15 protein-coding genes are annotated in these 17,017 nt (G+C 41.7%); 13 read left to right on the forward strand and 2 right to left on the reverse strand.

What is annotated here, in order from left to right; genetic code table 11:
- The first annotated feature begins 317 nt into the window (after positions 1-317).
- The 3 genes from BA724_RS08955 (at position 318) to BA724_RS08965 (ending at position 2,750) form a co-directional block, all read left to right on the forward strand.
- Positions 318-1,340, forward strand: a complete 1,023-nt coding sequence (locus tag BA724_RS08955) for an amidohydrolase family protein (protein WP_069938332.1) — start codon at positions 318-320, stop codon at positions 1,338-1,340.
- A 61-nt stretch (positions 1,341-1,401) separates the two neighbouring features.
- Positions 1,402-2,106: an iron-sulfur cluster assembly protein gene (locus BA724_RS08960; RefSeq protein WP_069938333.1), complete on the forward strand. Its 705-nt coding sequence runs from the start codon at positions 1,402-1,404 to the stop codon at positions 2,104-2,106.
- Positions 2,107-2,177: 71 nt separating this feature from the next.
- A complete protein-coding gene (locus BA724_RS08965; RefSeq protein WP_069938651.1) occupies positions 2,178-2,750 on the forward strand; it encodes a DJ-1/PfpI family protein in 573 nt (190 codons plus the stop codon).
- Between the two features lie 121 nt (positions 2,751-2,871).
- On the opposite strand, the gene BA724_RS08970 is transcribed toward BA724_RS08965, so the two are convergent.
- Positions 2,872-3,852, reverse strand: coding sequence for an LLM class flavin-dependent oxidoreductase (locus tag BA724_RS08970; RefSeq protein ID WP_069938334.1), 981 nt, complete (start codon positions 3,850-3,852; stop codon positions 2,872-2,874).
- 302 nt (positions 3,853-4,154) lie between these two features.
- Entirely contained in the window at positions 4,155-5,135 is a 981-nt protein-coding gene (locus BA724_RS08975) for a ring-cleaving dioxygenase (RefSeq protein WP_069938335.1), read from the reverse strand.
- 717 nt (positions 5,136-5,852) lie between these two features.
- Between BA724_RS08975 and BA724_RS08980 the strand changes: the two genes are divergently transcribed.
- From BA724_RS08980 to BA724_RS09025, 10 genes are all read left to right on the forward strand, one after another.
- Positions 5,853-6,923 carry a 4-hydroxyphenylacetate 3-hydroxylase N-terminal domain-containing protein gene (locus BA724_RS08980; protein ID WP_245676179.1) on the forward strand — a complete coding sequence of 357 codons (1,071 nt, stop codon included), beginning with the start codon at positions 5,853-5,855 and terminating at the stop codon, positions 6,921-6,923.
- Positions 6,924-7,072: 149 nt separating this feature from the next.
- A complete protein-coding gene (locus BA724_RS08985) occupies positions 7,073-8,074 on the forward strand; it encodes a PhnD/SsuA/transferrin family substrate-binding protein (protein ID WP_245676180.1) in 1,002 nt (333 codons plus the stop codon).
- Positions 8,075-8,093: 19 nt separating this feature from the next.
- Positions 8,094-9,185: a zinc-dependent alcohol dehydrogenase gene (locus BA724_RS08990; protein ID WP_069938336.1), complete on the forward strand. Its 1,092-nt coding sequence runs from the start codon at positions 8,094-8,096 to the stop codon at positions 9,183-9,185.
- Between the two features lie 361 nt (positions 9,186-9,546).
- A complete protein-coding gene (locus BA724_RS08995; protein ID WP_169818533.1) occupies positions 9,547-10,287 on the forward strand; it encodes a class II aldolase/adducin family protein in 741 nt (246 codons plus the stop codon).
- Positions 10,288-10,332: 45 nt separating this feature from the next.
- On the forward strand, positions 10,333-11,583 hold the full coding sequence (locus BA724_RS09000; protein ID WP_069938338.1) for an aromatic ring-hydroxylating dioxygenase subunit alpha: 1,251 nt from the start codon (positions 10,333-10,335) through the stop codon (positions 11,581-11,583).
- 2 nt (positions 11,584-11,585) lie between these two features.
- Positions 11,586-11,858, forward strand: coding sequence for a hypothetical protein (locus BA724_RS09005; protein ID WP_069938339.1), 273 nt, complete (start codon positions 11,586-11,588; stop codon positions 11,856-11,858).
- A gap of 78 nt (positions 11,859-11,936) precedes the next feature.
- A complete protein-coding gene (locus BA724_RS09010) occupies positions 11,937-13,010 on the forward strand; it encodes a TAXI family TRAP transporter solute-binding subunit (RefSeq protein WP_069938340.1) in 1,074 nt (357 codons plus the stop codon).
- 42 nt (positions 13,011-13,052) lie between these two features.
- The gene (locus BA724_RS09015) at positions 13,053-15,029 is read left to right on the forward strand and encodes a TRAP transporter permease (protein WP_083256160.1); all 1,977 of its coding nucleotides are present in this window, start codon (positions 13,053-13,055) and stop codon (positions 15,027-15,029) included.
- A gap of 61 nt (positions 15,030-15,090) precedes the next feature.
- Positions 15,091-15,768 carry an isochorismatase family protein gene (locus BA724_RS09020; RefSeq protein ID WP_069938341.1) on the forward strand — a complete coding sequence of 226 codons (678 nt, stop codon included), beginning with the start codon at positions 15,091-15,093 and terminating at the stop codon, positions 15,766-15,768.
- 222 nt (positions 15,769-15,990) lie between these two features.
- A complete protein-coding gene (locus BA724_RS09025) occupies positions 15,991-16,785 on the forward strand; it encodes an IclR family transcriptional regulator (RefSeq protein WP_069938342.1) in 795 nt (264 codons plus the stop codon).
- Positions 16,786-17,017: the final 232 nt, after the last annotated feature.

Here is a 17,017-nt window from a genome sequence, read left to right on the forward strand (position 1 = left end):
CGTTTCTTTTATTTTTCCTGAAAATAGTAATAATCAACTAAATTCCTTTAATACGGGTATTAAATGATGATATTAATGGGGAATTTCAATTAATATCCATCCTTATTTCCTTCCTAATCCAATGAAAATGAATTTTTGGCACAACTCTTGCAGTATAAAAGTTGTACAGTATTGAATATTGAAAATGGAAGAGAGAATTTCATTAAAAGAGTTGATTAAAACTTTCAAATCAATTATGAAAGCGTTTACTAATGCAAAGTTTTTGTCTTGAAAGAAAAGTATGAATAGTTACTACATTTTTTCGAGGGGGAAGAAAAATGTATAAAACGGCAAGCGGAGAAGAAATTTTCGTGATAGACGCTCACATTGCTTTATGGGATGGAAGCAAAGAAAATCAGTTGAATATTCAAGGGGATCAATTCATCAGCTGCTTTTATGATTATCATAAGAACCTAAGCCCGGAGGAATATCTGTGGGAAAAAGAGAAGTTTCTGAAATATGATCCGGAAACGCTGGTGAATGATGTCATTGTCAAAGGGTATGCTGATATGGCCATTTTTCAGCCTGTTTATTTAAGAGAATTTTATAAAAATGGCTTTGGTGATTTTGATGCCAATGAAGCGATCGCAAAACAATATCAGAACCGTTTTATTTGCAATGGAACATTCGACCCTCGCCATGGCAATCGTGGATTAGAAGAGCTGGAAAAAATGAAAGAAAAATATAACTGGCAAGGAGTGAAGCTTTATACAGCCGATTGGGTAGGAGATTCAAAAGGGTATAAGCTGTCTGAGCCTGGAGCCCAGCGCTATCTTGAAAAGTGCCAGCAGCTCGGGATAAAAAATATTCATATTCATAAAGGGCCAACGGTAACGCCTTTAAATCGTGATGCTTTTGATGTTGCTGATATAGATGACGCAGCGAGTTCATTTCCTGAGTTAAATTTTATCGTGGAACATGTGGGGCTGCCCCGTTTAGAAGATTTCTGCTGGATTGCCACACAAGAGAAAAATGTGTACGGCGGATTAGCCGTTGCGATTTCGTTTCTCCATACACGCCCTCGCTATTTTGCGGAAATTATCAGTGAATTGTTGTATTGGATGGATGAAGATCGCATTCTCTTTGGAAGTGATTACGCGATTTGGGAGCCGAAATGGCTCATTGAAAAATTTGTTGATTTTGAGCTTCCAGAAGATATTCAGCAGGAAACAAGAGTTACATTTGATCTGAATGTAAAAAAGAAAATATTAGGAGAAAATGCGGCAAGGTTGTACAACATCGATATTGAAGCTCAAAAAGAGAAATTAAATAAATGCCAGTTAGTGTCACATAACGCTTAATTTTTAAGAAATTTCGAACAAAGGTAGTTAATCTACTCAAAAAAGAGGTGAATAAGACTTTATGAATAAAGAAAAAAAAGTGTATGAGATGCTTGATAAAGTTTATGACCCTGAGTTAGATCAGCCTTTAACAGAGCTGGGTTTTATTGACCATATCGTCATTAAGGAAGCTCAAGTTGAAGTGGTGTTCCGGCTGCCAACATACTGGTGTTCTCCGAATTTCGCTTATATTATGGCGGAGGATATACGCAAATACGTGTCTGAAATAGAGTGGGTAAAGGAAGTAAAGGTAAATTTACTTGATCACTGTGCATCTGATGAAATCAATCAGGGAACGGCAGAAGGAAAACGTTTTAGTGAATCTTTTAGCGGCTTAGCCGATGGGGATCTTGATGAATTGCGAAGAACCTTTCAAATAAAAGCATTTTATGGAAGACAAGAAAAATTTATTAAACATTTACTTAGCGATGGGATGTCAAAAAAGGACATTACCGCCTTATCGCTAGAAGAGCTGCATGAACTGGATCTTTCAACAGAAGGACAAGTATTAAGAGATAAATACCTTGAAAAAAAAGAGGCATTAAATCACTCAAGCCTTGTTGCAATAACAACACCTGAAGAGGAAGCGCTAACAGAAGAAGAGTTGGCTGATTACTTGCTTGGTGCGAAACGGACAAGATTAAGTATGGAGTTTAATGGAATTTATTGCAGAGGTTTATTGGAGGCCAGGTATAATCTGCCTTCTATTAATAAGGTTTTGCAATAAAACAATAATTGTGGCTTCAAGAATGCATTTGCTTTCTTAATATAAATCTACTAAAGGAATGGTGATGAATGATGAGTAAAAACGTACTAATTATAACTGGTGATGCAGTAGAGGCTTTGGAAGTATTTTACCCTTACTACCGATGCATTGAAGACAATATAAATTGTACGATTGCGTCACCTGTGAAAAAAAAGCTTCAAACCGTGGTTCATGATTTTCTCCCGGAAATGGATACATTCACAGAAAAGTGGGGGTATAAAATTGAATCACATGTTTCTGTGGATGATGTTAACCCGGCGGATTATGATGGGTTAATTATTCCTGGCGGGCGTGCACCTGAATATATTCGTATGAATACAAAAGTGCAAGAACTTACAGCTCACTTTTTTAAAGAGAATAAGCCAATCGGCGTTATCTGTCACGGGCAGCTCGTACTTACAACAATCCGCGAGCACATTCAAGGACGGGAAATGACGGCATATAGTGCTTGTCGTCCGGAAGTAGAGGCTGCTGGAGCAACGTATATTGAAGAACTTCTTCATGTTGAAGGTAATTTAGTGTCGGGGCATGCATGGCCCGACTTGCCTGGATTTATGAGAGAATTCTTTAAGTTGCTGAATGTTAAAAAAGAAGCTTCTGTTTAAATCTGAAAAAACAAAATAGTGATAATAGGAAATACGCATAACAAATACAAAAGCTCGAGTTCACCGACTCGAGCTTTTTTTATTTGATCTTAAAAAAGAGCAGGCAATCTGTTCTTGTCTTTTATAGTATGGCTTCTGCTAAAAGAGCATAAGATTGAACTTTTTCTTCAAAATCATACACATTGGTAATGACCATGAACTCATCCGTTTGATAGGCCTCGCTTAATAAAAGAAGCTCGTTCCTCACTTTTTGAGGGGTTCCAATGATCATTCGTTTCCTGTTTTCTTTTACTTTTTCTTCGTCCATTTTAGACAGGATCCGGTTTTTTGCCTCTTCAATAGTGGGTATTCTTGTATCGCCGCCTTTTTCAACAGCTAACAGCCAGGCGTCCTGGCTGAGTGCTATTTCCTGCGCTTTTTCTTCTGTAGAAGCACAAACAATAAAGATGCAAACATTCACTTTTGGCTGTTCCATCATTCTCGACGGCTGAAAATCATTTAAATACTGATTTATTGCTCTCTGCCCGCTGTGAGGATTGATAAAGTGTCCGTATGTAAAGGCCATTCCTTCTTCAGCCGCTACTCTGGCTCCGCGATGCGTGATGCCTAACATCCACGTCTCAGGAGCACTTTTGATGAAAGGATACGCTTTTACAGTTTGATCTAGTCCCTCATTTGTTAAATATCCCTGCAGGTCTCTTACTTGTCTTGGAAAGTCATTTAAGCTTTTCCTGACCCCATCTGTAAGGGCTAAACGAGTCTCCGGGGAACCGCCTGGTGAGCGGCCCACTCCTAAATCAATTCTGTTTGGAAATAACGCTTCTAAGACTTTAAAGTTCTCAGCGATTTTATATGGACTGTACTGGGGGAGAAGGACACCTCCTGATCCTACCCGAATAGACTTGGTGCCTGAAGCAATATGAGAAATTAAAACCTCCGGCGAGGAACCTGCAATTCCGTTTGTATTATGATGTTCGGCCACCCAAAAGCGGGTATATCCCATTTCTTCTGTTATCTGGGCTAATTTAAGCGTATTCCTCAAGGCGGCCGCTCCATTACCGCCTGTAGTAATCACGGATTGATCAAGAACACTTAACTTCATTTCAAATCACCACCTGCCCATCAATATTGTATTTAGTCTGTATTAAAAAAGATATGTTGTTAGACAACACAAGTAAAGAAAGAAGATCTTAAAAAGATTTTTCCCGAATTTCTTAATTATAATAATGAGTTGGAGAGCGTTTGAAAATGATATAATCCGTTTGTTTTTAACAAACGGATTAAACAAAAAGCTCCCCTTGTTCCAACTATTTTCTCCGAACAAGGAAACAATAGTTGGAACAAGGGGAGAATCATCTCTTTTGTTTATTTTAAGAAGCTCCTGCCAGGACAGGAGCGATACTATTACTCTTTAGTGAATTCCTTTGTGCTTCTCACTGTATCGATCGGGCGGACTAATTTTTCAATTTCTTCTCGTTTTGGCTCTAAGAATGGAGGCAAAGATAATTTTTCCCCAAGGGTTTCATAAGGTTCATCACCCATAAATCCTGGACCGTCCGTCGCAAGCTCAAATAAAATTTGCGGAGCTACTCTGGTGTACAAAGACTCGAAAAAGAAACGATCAACATGGCCGGACGTCTGAAATCCGAAACTGTGGTAACGCTCATTCCATTCGTCCAGGGCAGCCCGGTCTTCAACCCGGAATGCAACGTGGTGAACCGTGCCGAAACCTTGCTGCGCTTCCGGAAGGAGAACATTATGTTCAACGATTACCTGCGCCCCGTTACCGCCCACGCCGACTTCAAATAAACGAAACGATCCTTCTTTGCCGATTTCCTTAAACTGAAAGACTTTTTCCAACATTTCTTTAAAATAATCAACGTTTGCAATACGGATAAATATAGGTCCTAAACCGGTAATCGCATATTGCAGCGGTATTGGCCCGTTTTGCCAAGGTGTACCTGAAGCAACGCCTTCATTGAATTCATCTGAAATCAATTGATACTGCTGGTCATCAAAGTCAACAAAAGAAAGGGTTTTCTTGCCAAATTGCTCTTTAATGCCGGAGTGTTTTACTTCCAGGCGGTCAAAACGCTTTACCCAGTAATCCATGGATGCGTCGTTTGGCACCCGGAAAGATGTTTTGGAAATTTCATTTGTCCCGTGAACCCCTTTTGGAATGCCAGGAAAGTCAAAAAACGTCATATCAGTTCCTGCGCTGCCGGTGTCATCCGCAAAAAATAAATGATACGTTTGAATATCATCTTGATTCACTGTTTTTTTAACGAGGCGCATCCCTAAAACGTACGTGAAAAATTCATAATTTTTTTCTGCACTGCTTGTAATAGCCGTTACGTGGTGTATACCTTTTAAGCCGTTGTTCATTTCAAATTCCTCCAATTGAGCTGGAAACGATGCTCATTTCTTTTTTTAGAAGCTTCTTCTTTTTTAAGCCGGTTCTTACAGGATAAATAACTATATAAGTTAAATTAAACTTCTTGCTTTCTCCGCTTCCTATCATGAAAAGATTCCTTTTTAAAAAGCAGCGAATGGGCGGCAAGCACGGGGCGGAGACTCCCTATGGGACTAGCGGGCATCTAAGATCGACGGCGCAAAGCGGTGAAGCCTGAGCTTCGCGCCTGCCCCATAGAAAGCGGAGCCGCGCGAATGCCGCTCTTACATGACGGGGGCTAAGTGCCGCTGCCCGAGTTTTTCTCAACGGCTAAGTGTAAATTCTTTTGTTCAACTTATATAGCTGCTACTATATTTTTTCCCTATATGCTGTCTCATTTAATCATAAAGGATACAAGTTCTTCTTTGATACATTTATCTCGAATTCGAGATAAATGTATCATGAATAAAATGTGGTGTCAACAAACCTTACTTTCTCTTTTTGCATTTTTATTGGCTATAACAATTTAAATTGCAACACAAGTCTCTCTATAGATTATTTAAATCATATAAACCGTAAAAACAGCAGAAAAGAAATGAACTATCTATACTTTTTTACAGTTCAAAAAATTCAGTATATTCGACATAATAAAGCTAGAATTTGTAAGCGCTTTAAAAATCCTGATTCAAAAACAAGGGGGGTCTATTTAAGTGACGATTGGACAAAAAGAAATCACCAGAAAACCATTAACAGGACAAGAGTATTTGGACAGCTTGCGGGATGGACGGGAAATTTGGATACATGGTGAAAAAGTAGAAGATGTAACAACGCATCCGGCTTTCCGTAACTCAGCCCGGTCCATTGCAAGACTGTATGATGCGCTGCATGATGAAAAAACAAAAGATATTTTAACAGTTGAAACAGACACGGGGAATGGCGGTTATACACAAAAATATTTTCAATTTGATAAAACCACCGATGACCTTTTAGCTTCCCGCGACGCGATTGCAGAGTGGGCAAAATTATCATACGGACAAATGGGAAGGTCGCCGGATTATAAAGCTGCTTTCTTAGCTACACTCGGTGCGGACCCGGATTATTATGCACCCTATCAAGACAACGCAAGAAAATGGTATAAAGAAGCACAGGAAAAAAACCTGTTCTTCAACCACGCGATTATCAATCCGCCGGTTGACCGCAACAAACCTTTGGAAGCGGTATCAGACATCTTTATTAAAGCCGTACGTGAAACAGAAGAAGGCGTGATCGTCAGTGGCGCAAAAATGGTCGCGACAGGATCGGCCTTGACGAATTACAATTTTGTTGCCCATTACGGTGCTGCGCCGATTACAAAAGAAGAATTTGCGCTTTGCTTCATAGCTCCAATGAATACACCAGGTATGAAGCTGGTCAGCCGTACTTCATACGAAATGAACGCAGCAGTGATGGGAAGCCCATTTGATTATCCGTTAAGCAGCCGATTTGATGAAAATGACGCAGTATTGATTTTTGAAGAAGCGCTCATCCCACGGGAAAACATTTTGATCAATAAAGATATTGAAAAAATCAACAATTTCTTTGCTGAAACAGGCATAAGCGAAGCGGTGGCTGTTTCAGCGTTCGCCCCGCAGGAAAGCGCAGCCGCCAGCACGCAGCCCATTACACAGCAAATTAAACAGCCGCCAGCCTATCTAAATCATCTATGTCAACTCGGACAGCAGCGCGCGGGTCTGTTTAGTGATTTCAAGGCTTATGGACCAATATTGCTCTGCGAAAGTTGAGCTATGGTAAGATGAATTTTTATGAGGTCCGGCAGAAGAATGGTTTTCTCCTGAAAAATAAAATCAAACATGTGCCGCATAGAAGAATGGATCATTTCAATCAAAAAAAATCCGGGTCATAATAATGATATAAAGAGTGAAGAGAAAGGATGAAAAAAGTGTCAAAATTAAATTTAAGTTTTGCGTGTTGGGATTATGACCGAATTCAAGCGTTAACCAATGGAACTGTCCAGGCAAAAGGAATTGATTTAAACTGGCTGAACATGCCGGTTGAAGAAACATTTTGGCGAATGATGCGTCATCAGGAATTTGATATATCCGAATTATCGCTATCTTCTTATTTAATTGCAAAAGACCGCGGTTATCCTAACTTCACCGCCATCCCTGTCTTTATGTCACGCTTTTTCCGCCATTCCGGTATTTATATTAATAAGCATTCCGGTATTGAAGAAGCGGCAGACTTAAGAGGCAAGCGGATTGGGATTCCAGAGTACCAGTTGACGGCCTGTCTTTGGATTCGAGGTATTTTACATCATGATTATGGTGTTCATCCGTCTGAAATGAACTGGTATACAGGCGGACAGGAAGAGCCGGGAAGGGTTGAAAAAATAAAACTTACATTACCGCCGGATATTAATATACAGGTAATAAATGACGAACAAACATTAAATCAAATGCTTGAATCCGGAGAGATCGATGCGCTGATCGCTCCACGGGCTCCATCTTGTTTTTTAAATGGTTCATCTCATGTACAACGGTTGTTTCCTGACTACGCCTCTGTCGAAAAAGATTACTATGAACGAACAGGCATTTTTCCGATTATGCATGTTGTTGCGATTAAAGATGAAATATTGGAAGAACACCCATGGGTCGCAGCCAATCTTTATCAGGCTTTTGTGGAAGCCAAGCAAAAAGTATATGACGGATTTAACCAAACGGCGGCTTTAAAAGTTACTCTGCCCTGGTTTGTTTCAGAATGGGAAAATACCCGTCAGTTAATGGGAGAAGATTTCTGGCCATATGGACTGGAGAAAAACCGAAAAACATTGGAAGCAGCCGTCACATATTCGTATGAGCAAGGAATGATTAAAAACCGTTTAAGCGTGGAGGATTTGTTTGCGCAGTCAACGCTTGAAGCATACACGCTCTGAAACAAAAGGAGGGGTTGAATTGAGCCAAAAAGTTTTGTCAGCAGTCGCAGTTGGTGAAAGGCAAACGAAGCTTCAAGAGTTTGAAATGCCTGAGTTATCGCCTGAAGAAGGCATTTTGCGGGTAGAAATCGTTGGCGTCTGCGGGACGGATGTTTCATATTATCGGAAAAGCCAAGAGCCTAGAATCTTAGGCCATCATATTGTCGGTCATATTGAGAAAATTGGCGAAAATGCGGCGAAAAAATGGGGAGTGAAAGAGGGAGATCGAGTCGCTCTTGAAGAGTATATTCCGTGCGGGCAATGTGAACATTGCCGGACAGGAAACTACCGTGCCTGTTTATTTACCGACCCGCGTGCAGGCGGAATCCGCTATGGAGCAACGCCGGACTCATTGCAGCCTTCTTTATGGGGAGGATTCAGTCAATATATGTACCTCCATCCTAACTCGGTCGTGCATCGAATGGCTGATCATGTTCCTGCAGAAGAAGCCGCTTTAACGCTTCCGTTAGCAAATGGCTTTGAATGGATGATCATCGAAGGGAAAGCACAGCCAGGGAAAGTAGTCGTCATACAAGGACCCGGTCAGCAAGGGTTAGCTTGTGCCCTGGCTGCCAAAGCAGCCGGAGCAGAAGTGATCGTCACTGGCCGCATGACGAGTCTGCGCCGTTTGGAATTGGCAAAAGAACTCGGCGTTGATCATATTATCAACATCCACACGGAAGATCTCCAAACCCGTATCCATGAAATTACGGATGGGAAAATGGCAGATATCGTTTTGGATGTCACTTCGGGCGGTACGGCTCCCATTACGTCTTCTTTAGAGATTGTCAAAAAAGGCGGCATGGTTATTTTAGGAGCGTATAAATATCAGGAAATACCAAACTTTAACGCAGATTTGATTATACAAAAAATGCTTACTGTAAAAGGCGTTCGTGGACATAGTTACCAGTCGGTAAAAATGGCAACAGAGTTTATCGCTTCCCAAACATTTCCGTTAAATAAGATGCACTCGCATAACTATGGACTGCATCAAGTCGATGAAGCGCTAAAAACCGCAGGAGGAGAAGGCGAGCCATCTCCGCTTTTGGTTACCGTATCCCCATGGTCTTAATGAAATAATTAGAGAATTATATTGAAAAAGCATCCTTAATTAACTCAGTGAAAACTTAGTTGAACTTATTAAGGGTGCCTTTTTACCCTATTTTTATTTAAACTGTATATTCAGAAAATATTTTATTTTCAGTATTGATTTAGTGATTTTTCGTTAGTATAATAAAAACCATTATACGGAATGCATTTCGTATGGTGAAATAACATACGAATAATCATGAATATTTTCAATGCTATTTGCAGTGATACAAACTGAAAATAGGCACTGGGAAATCCCTTTTATGATTATTTATGAAAGCGATTTTGATTAGTGGTAACAAGCTGTGGATTCAAAACAGAAATCTTTACAGGGGGGGAAGATGGTGGACCAGGTAACTGAAAAAGAGGTAAAGCTTCAATTAGCAAAAGCCATACGCATGTTGGAAGCAATTGAACTGCTTGATATGAATGGGCATGTCAGTTGTCGGATTCTTGGGACAGACCGATTTTTAATAAACTCCCGTAAGGCAAGCAGAGCGTCTGTTACGGTGAATGACATCGTGATGTGCGATTTGAATGGGAAATTGTTAGAAGGGGATTCAGAACCGCCCAGTGAGTACCATATTCACACTGAAATTTTTAAAAGACGCAATGACGTCATGAGTGTCATTCACAATCATCCGCATTATCAAACGGTATTAGGAATTGCGGATGTGGAGATGAAACCGGTATTTGGAATTGGCGCTTTTGTCAATAACGTACCTGTGTATGAAAAATCGAGCTTGATCAACACTGCGGAAATGGGCGCTGAATTAGCAGAATCGCTCGGAAATGAAATTTCTGTGCAACTCCGTAATCATGGTACAGTTGTTGCCGCTGAAAGTGTAAAGGCTGCATTTGCAAGGTCGGTATTTCTTGAAGAAAATGCAAAAAAGCAATATGATGCAATGCTGTTGGGACAGGATATACGGGTGCTGGAAGGAGAAAATCTGGTGCGTACGAGAGAGACTGCCTGGCAGCCAAGTATTATTCGAAAAGTGTGGACATACCACGAAGAAAAGGCAATAAAAGAAGGAACCCTAGCCGGAATTAATGATCAAACACCTAAAACAGTGTTGTCCTAACAGGCAAGGCTGATAAACATCTATTAACAGTAGGAGGGACTTAAGATGTTGAGTCAGGAACAAAACGAATTATTAACCAGTGTAGCACCCGGTACACCAATGGGGAATTTAATGCGTCGCTATTGGATTCCCGTCGCTGCAGCGAGCGAGCTGCAGGATAAAGCAACGAAAAAAGTCAGAATTCTTTGTGAGGATTTGGTTCTGTATCGGGATCTTTCCGGGAACCTCGGCCTAATCAACGAAAAATGTCCGCATCGAAAAGTATCCCTCGTTTATGGGATGCCGGAAAAAGACGGACTGCGCTGCCAGTATCATGGCTGGTGCTTTAACCAAAAAGGGCAATGTATTGAGCAGCCGAATGAACCAGAGACGAGCACCTTTAAAGACCGCATTAAAACAAAAGCGTATCCTGTACAAGAAATGGGAGGACTTATTTTTGCTTATCTTGGCCCGGCACCAGCACCGCTGCTTCCGCGTTTTGATGGGTTTGTCGTCGACAATGCTGTCCGGATGATCGGCAGCGCCGTTCTTCCGTGTAACTGGCTGCAAATTATGGAAAATTCGCTTGATCCAATCCATACGGAATGGCTGCACGGACATTACCATGCGTATGTGACAGGTTTAAAGGGCGAAACACAGGAAGTCGCTTTCCAGCGGAAGCATAACAAAATTGCTTTTGATGCGTTTGAGTATGGCATTGTAAAAAGAAGGCTGCTCGAAGGCCAGTCAGAAGAAAGTGACGATTGGCGCATCGGACATCCTGTTGTATTTCCTTTTATGCTGGCGGTGGGCAGTGGAGGACTTGGGTCTTACCAGTTCCAAATCAGGGTACCGATTGATGATGAGAACACATGGCACGTGTGGTACATGGCGTATGCTCCCGGACCGGATGTGGAAATTCCTGAACATTTAAAAGAAATCCCATTATATGAAGTACCTTACAAAGATGAAAACGGAGAGTTTTTAACGGATTACATTGACGGGCAGGATATCATGTGCTGGTTAACACAGGGAACAGTGGCGGACCGTATGGATGAACGGCTTGGTACAACGGATAAAGGAATTATTTTTTACCGGCAGATGCTAAAAAAAGAAATTGATAAAGTCGAACGGGGAGAAGATCCGATCGGTACGATACGTGATGAAGCAGATAACCAAATCATTGTGCTGCCTTTGGAGCGGAAAAAGCACCATTTCAGTGACGGTTTTGAAAGTGTATTTAAAAGATTCCAGACGCGTTTTTCACCGATTATCGATGATGTAGTCGCATTATTTGATGGAGTGGGGGTTAAATAAAAATGGCTCATACGCTGCGAGGAAAAGACATATTACCTGTCGATTCCTCCCCCGCCCAAGCGGGTGAGGGAGGAGCTGCTTTTGCGCCAACAGTCCACTACTGCAACCATTGCGGCGAGTCGATGAATAACCCGCGAAGTTTTATTGTAGAGTATTGGAGATCTGAACAGACTGTTTATTTTTGCTGGTGCCACTCCTGTGGACACCGCTGGGAATTAACAGAGATAAAACAAGTGACAACGATGGAACTGGATGAAGACGATGAAGGATTCTGACAGAATAATAATTTAATTGTACTTTGTTGAAAGCGATTTCAATAACAAAATCACAAACCGAAATCAGGAGGCGTTTTCATGAAAAAAACCACTTTTACTAAATGGGGGCTTACATTCATTGGCTGTACATTGATGACGGGAATGGCAGCTTGTTCAGGCGGAGAGTCAAATCAAAATGAGCAATCGGCGCCAGCTGTCAGCGCAAAGGATCAAACGATCGATAAAGAAAACATGGAACCCATTGAAGTAACATTAGCTGGTGGTTCAGTCGGAGGGTTTTGGTCCGGCCTTGGACAAGTTGTTTCCAAATCATTTGCAGATAGTTACAAAAATTCAGCGGCAACATATGAACCTGGAAGCGGAGCCGGCAACATCAAGTTAGTAGATGAAGATCAAGTAGAGCTTGGTATTATCCAGAATGTGGAAGGGATAGCGGCCAAAAATGGAACGCCGCCGTTTGTCCAAAAGTATGAAAATATGCAGGCCATTGCCACCATCTATCAAAATGCAACGATGCAGATTTCGGTTCGAGAAGACTTTGCTAAAAAGCATGGAGTGGAGAGCCTGGAGGATATTGCAGAAAAAGAGATTCCGGCACGAATCGCGATTAATCAACAAGGAAACTTAAACTCATTGGCAGCAAAAACGGCACTTGAGGTAAATGGCATTACAGAAGAAAAATTGAAGGACTGGGGAGGGTCTCTTACATGGTCCGGTAGTTCCCAGCGCTGGGAAGCAATCGGAAGTAACCGGATGGATGTTTCAATTGACTTTGTTTTTGCGCCGGATGCGAAAGTGCAAGAAAATGAGGTTCATACCGATTTGCAGCTTTGGTCCGTTAATCAGAAAACGGTAGATGCTTTAGAAAAAGAGTGGGAACTGCCGGCATACACGATTCCAAAAGGAACATACGGTTTTCAAAAGGATGATGTTCAGACAGTGGCGATGAGCGGATTAATTTTAGTCAGCGATCAAGTCAGTGCAACAGATCAATATAAAATGGCTAAGTCATTAATTGACAGTTTGGAAAACATTCAAGCACTTCACCCGGCAATGAAAAATATGACGGCAGAAAACCTGGCAGAAACAGGTTCAATTCCATTAGCTCCAGGGGCAGAAGCATTTTACAAAGAAATTGGGGCTATTAAGTAATTTGTACGACTACTTCGGTTAACAGAGAAAGGCGGGAGACGAGTGAATTCTCAAAAAGCAGAAAAAGAATTGGGCATGTTCCGAGCTTTTTTTAAAGAGGGAAACCGCAGGGAATTAAAAGGTATTGTTCGCAACTTGATCTTAACCATATCCATTATTTTGTGTATCTTTGAAATTTGGCTTGGTTCAGTTGGTTCGATGGATTTGTATCAATATACAACTGTGTTTTATCCGTTGATTTTAACGGCAGCCTTTCTTCAGTTTACTGCAACGAAGAGAATAAAAGGAAATCAGCCGACATGGCCGGATATTATTTTGGCAGCGATATCCCTCAGCATTGGTGTCTATTTTCTCATTAATATTGACCTTTACTTGACGCGAATTCCTTTATTTAACCCGCTGACTCCGCTGGAATTAGCAGTGGGGATTGCGACTGTACTTTTAACACTGGAGGCGACACGCCGGACATTGGGCTTCACACTTACGTCTGTTGTGCTCGTTATTTTAGCATACGTTTTTTGGGGGCAGCATATCCCAGGCGCTTATTCGCATCGTCCTATTGACTTTAATCATTTTCTGGATGATATGGTCTTTACAGTGAATGGAATTTTCGGCACGCCGCTCGGGGTGGCCGCAACGTACGTATTTCTATTTGTTTTGTTTGGCGCGTTTTTTACCGCTGCCGGAGGGGGAGACTTTTTCTTCCGATTAGCAGCGACTATTTCCGGCAGGAGTGTCGGGGGACCTGCTAAAATTACGGTCATCACTTCCGGAATGTTTGGAATGATTTCCGGCAGTCCAACGGCCGATGTGCTAACAACGGGATCGATTAATATCCCGACGATGAAAAAGATGGGGTATTCTCCCGTTTTTGCCGGGGGTGTGGAATCAGCCGCTTCCACTGGCGGAAGTATATTACCGCCTATAATGGGCTCAGCCGCCTTTTTAATGGCGGAATATGCGGGAATCAGCTATGGTGCAATCGTAATAGCGGCGACAGTTCCTGCCATTCTTTATTATTTAGGAATCTTTTTACAGGTGCATTTTCGTTCTATCAAAGAAGATATGCCGACGCTGAAAGAAGAAGAAATTCCAAAAGTAAGCGATGTGTTTAAAGAAGGATGGATTTACCTTGTTCCTCTCGTCTTCCTGGTGGTTGGCATTATGAACGGCATGACGGCTTCCTTGGCCGCGGTGCTGGCAACGGCCATTGTTATTGTATGTAGCTGGCTTAAACCGGTGTATCGGATCGGGTATAAAAAATTGATCCTCATTTTTGAAGAAGTAATTGAACGAATGGTGCCTGTTACAATGGCCTGTGCTGCAGCTGGAATGCTGATTGACGGGATTATGCTGACAGGTCTTGCCTCCAAGTTTGGAACATTGATTTTCTCGCTTACAGCAGGAAGCTTGTTCCTTACATTAGTGGCAACAGCCGTTTTATGTATTGTTTTCGGAATGGGGATGCCTGTCTCTTCCGCTTATATCTTGACAGCGGTTTTGGCGGCGCCGTTGTTGATCAACATGAATATACCGGCGATGAACGCTCATCTGTTTATCGTGTACTACTCTTGTTTATCGGCGATCACGCCTCCTGTAGCAGTGGCGGCATTTGCTGCCTCAAGTATTGCACAGGCGGACCCGATAAAAATCGGGCTGAATGCTTGTAAGCTGGCGCTTGTAGCGTTTATTCTACCATTTATTTTTGTCTATGACCCAGGAATCCTTTTGCAGGGTGATTTATGGGATATTACAAGCAGCATTGTGCTTTCTGTAATGGGTGTTATTGCAATTGCCGCCGCCGTGGAAGGCTGGTATAAAGCAAAATTGAACAAGTTGGAACAAGTGGTCTTATTTGCCGGAGGTCTTCTGCTTATTGTACCGGGAATGCTTAGTGATGTGACAGGGCTCATCATTACGGTAACCATAATTAGTTTAAACCGAATCAAAGCGAAGAAAATTTTGAATCAGCCTATCTTGGAAAAGAAACCGGAAGATGTCGATATAAGGGAAGCTTAAGCTGGATAAAAGTGTCTCCATTTTAATACTGGAGACTTTTTAACGAGAAGGGAGGATACAAATGAGTGAATTGAAAAAATACTGTTGGGACAATTTGATCGACGCTGAGACGAGAGAAATCTATCAATCATATGAACGTGCACCGTTCATTGGGAAAAAGCCGGCTTTGTTGCTGATCGACCTTTATAATCTTGCCTACGAAGGCGGGCCTTTGCCGGTAAGAGAAGTGGTGAAGAATCATCCGAGTTCATGCGGTATTCATGCTTGGAATGCGGTGGAGCCAACAAAACAATTACTTTCCTTGGCCAGATCCCACCATATTCCAGTCATTTATTCTACCCAAGGGACCAATCATATTAAGGCTACAAACCGGCAACGAAATGCTGTATTAAGCAACTCATATGAAATCCATGAAGCTTTCCGTCCAGAACGAGAGGACCTCATCATTCGAAAAGAACGTGCAAGCTGTTTTTTCGGGACCCCATTGATCGCTTATTTAACACAGATGGGCATTGATTCTCTTATCATCTGTGGTGAAAGTACAAGTGGATGTGTACGGGCTACGGCGGTGGATGCGTATTCTTACGGATTTCATCCGGTTATTGCAGAAGAGTGCACATTTGACCGAAGTGTTATTTCCCATAAAATAAGCTTGTTTGACCTTCACCATAAATACGCGGATGTGATGAGTATGGACGAAGTGAAAGCACATCTGAATTTACAAATGGGTGTGTTTTAAGCATCAAAAAACGAGTTTCTTCTATTATATTAGAGGTGCAATGATAACAGCTTGCTCTTAATGTAAAGGGTTCATTTTGGTTTATCATCACCTCCATTTTTCAAAGGTGTGTTAACTCTTATCAGTGAAACATGATAAACTATATGAAATAGTTTGATCATTTGTTTTCGACCTAAAAAGATAAGAGGCAATACATATTGGTTGAGAGATGGGGGAGTATTGATGAGAGAATCAGCCCAAACAGTACAATCTGTAGAAAGAGCTTTGATGATTATGGAATGCTTTACACTCGAAAAGCCCCAACAATCATTGGGTGAACTTGCGGCCCAAACAAGTTTGTCGAAAAGCACCATTTATCGCTTGCTCACCACACTCGCAAAATGCGGGTACATTAAACAGGATGAATTAACTCAAAAATATAGTTTAGGTTTTAAGCTATTTAATTTGGGGGCCGTGGTTGCAGGGGATATGTCCTTGCGAGATACAGCATTGCCATTTATGAAGAGGCTGTGTGATGAATTATCAGAAACGGTTGATCTTAATATTATTGAAGCGGATCAAAGAGTGTGCATTGAAATGGTAGAAAGTTCAGAGCAAATCCGCAATATTGTAAAAGTCGGACAGCGTAATGCTTTATGGACAGGAGCTTCTGGTAAAGTACTGCTTGCACACTTAGAGGAAGCCGAACGCAGGAGAATATTGGACGAGGCAAAAATACTTAATCAGCTATCCATCGAGGAAAGCGTTTTAGAAAAAGAGCTGGAGGCAATTCGCACACAAGGGTACGTTTTCTCTATTGACGACAGACTTAAAGGTTCCTTTGCCATTGCTTCGCCGATTTTTAATCATACTGAAAAGCTCATAGGCGGCATAACAGCTGCAGGCCCAATACATCGATTATCAGAAGAGCGAAAGCCGTTTATTATTAAGCAGGTTATGTATACGGCGTATAAAATTTCAGAAGCGATGGGAGACAGTGGCGCGAAAAATCGGTATCCTCTGCTGCTAACACTATAATGAAGATAAAGCTGTACTGATATATAAGTTGAATTAAACTTCTTGCTTTCTTCGCTTCCTACAATGAAAGGATACCTTTTTAATATTTTTAATAATCAGCGTAATGGATTGCGGGCTTGCGGCTACGCTAACAACAGGGGCAAACACTGAACTAGCCACCGTTTGCTACCGTTTCGCGCTGCCCGTTTCAGCCTGTCCGCTCGTCCCATGGGAGCCTTCCGTCATTCCATTA

The organism is Domibacillus iocasae, assembly GCF_001750285.1.
Lineage (GTDB): Bacteria > Bacillota > Bacilli > Bacillales > Domibacillaceae > Domibacillus > Domibacillus iocasae.

Bases quoted from the DNA above. Each gene is read 5' to 3' on its own strand.
- BA724_RS08955 (WP_069938332.1), top strand. From the start codon at position 318: ATGTATAAAACGGCAAGCGGAGAAGAAATTTTCGTGATAGACGCTCAC.
- BA724_RS08960 (WP_069938333.1), top strand. From the start codon at position 1,402: ATGAATAAAGAAAAAAAAGTGTATGAGATGCTTGATAAAGTTTATGAC.
- BA724_RS08965 (WP_069938651.1), top strand. From the start codon at position 2,178: ATGAGTAAAAACGTACTAATTATAACTGGTGATGCAGTAGAGGCTTTG.
- BA724_RS08970 (WP_069938334.1), bottom strand. From the start codon at position 3,852: ATGAAGTTAAGTGTTCTTGATCAATCCGTGATTACTACAGGCGGTAAT.
- BA724_RS08975 (WP_069938335.1), bottom strand. From the start codon at position 5,135: ATGAACAACGGCTTAAAAGGTATACACCACGTAACGGCTATTACAAGC.
- BA724_RS08985 (WP_245676180.1), top strand. From the start codon at position 7,073: ATGAAAAAAGTGTCAAAATTAAATTTAAGTTTTGCGTGTTGGGATTAT.
- BA724_RS09000 (WP_069938338.1), top strand. From the start codon at position 10,333: ATGTTGAGTCAGGAACAAAACGAATTATTAACCAGTGTAGCACCCGGT.
- BA724_RS09005 (WP_069938339.1), top strand. From the start codon at position 11,586: ATGGCTCATACGCTGCGAGGAAAAGACATATTACCTGTCGATTCCTCC.
- BA724_RS09010 (WP_069938340.1), top strand. From the start codon at position 11,937: ATGAAAAAAACCACTTTTACTAAATGGGGGCTTACATTCATTGGCTGT.
- BA724_RS09020 (WP_069938341.1), top strand. From the start codon at position 15,091: ATGAGTGAATTGAAAAAATACTGTTGGGACAATTTGATCGACGCTGAG.
- BA724_RS09025 (WP_069938342.1), top strand. From the start codon at position 15,991: ATGAGAGAATCAGCCCAAACAGTACAATCTGTAGAAAGAGCTTTGATG.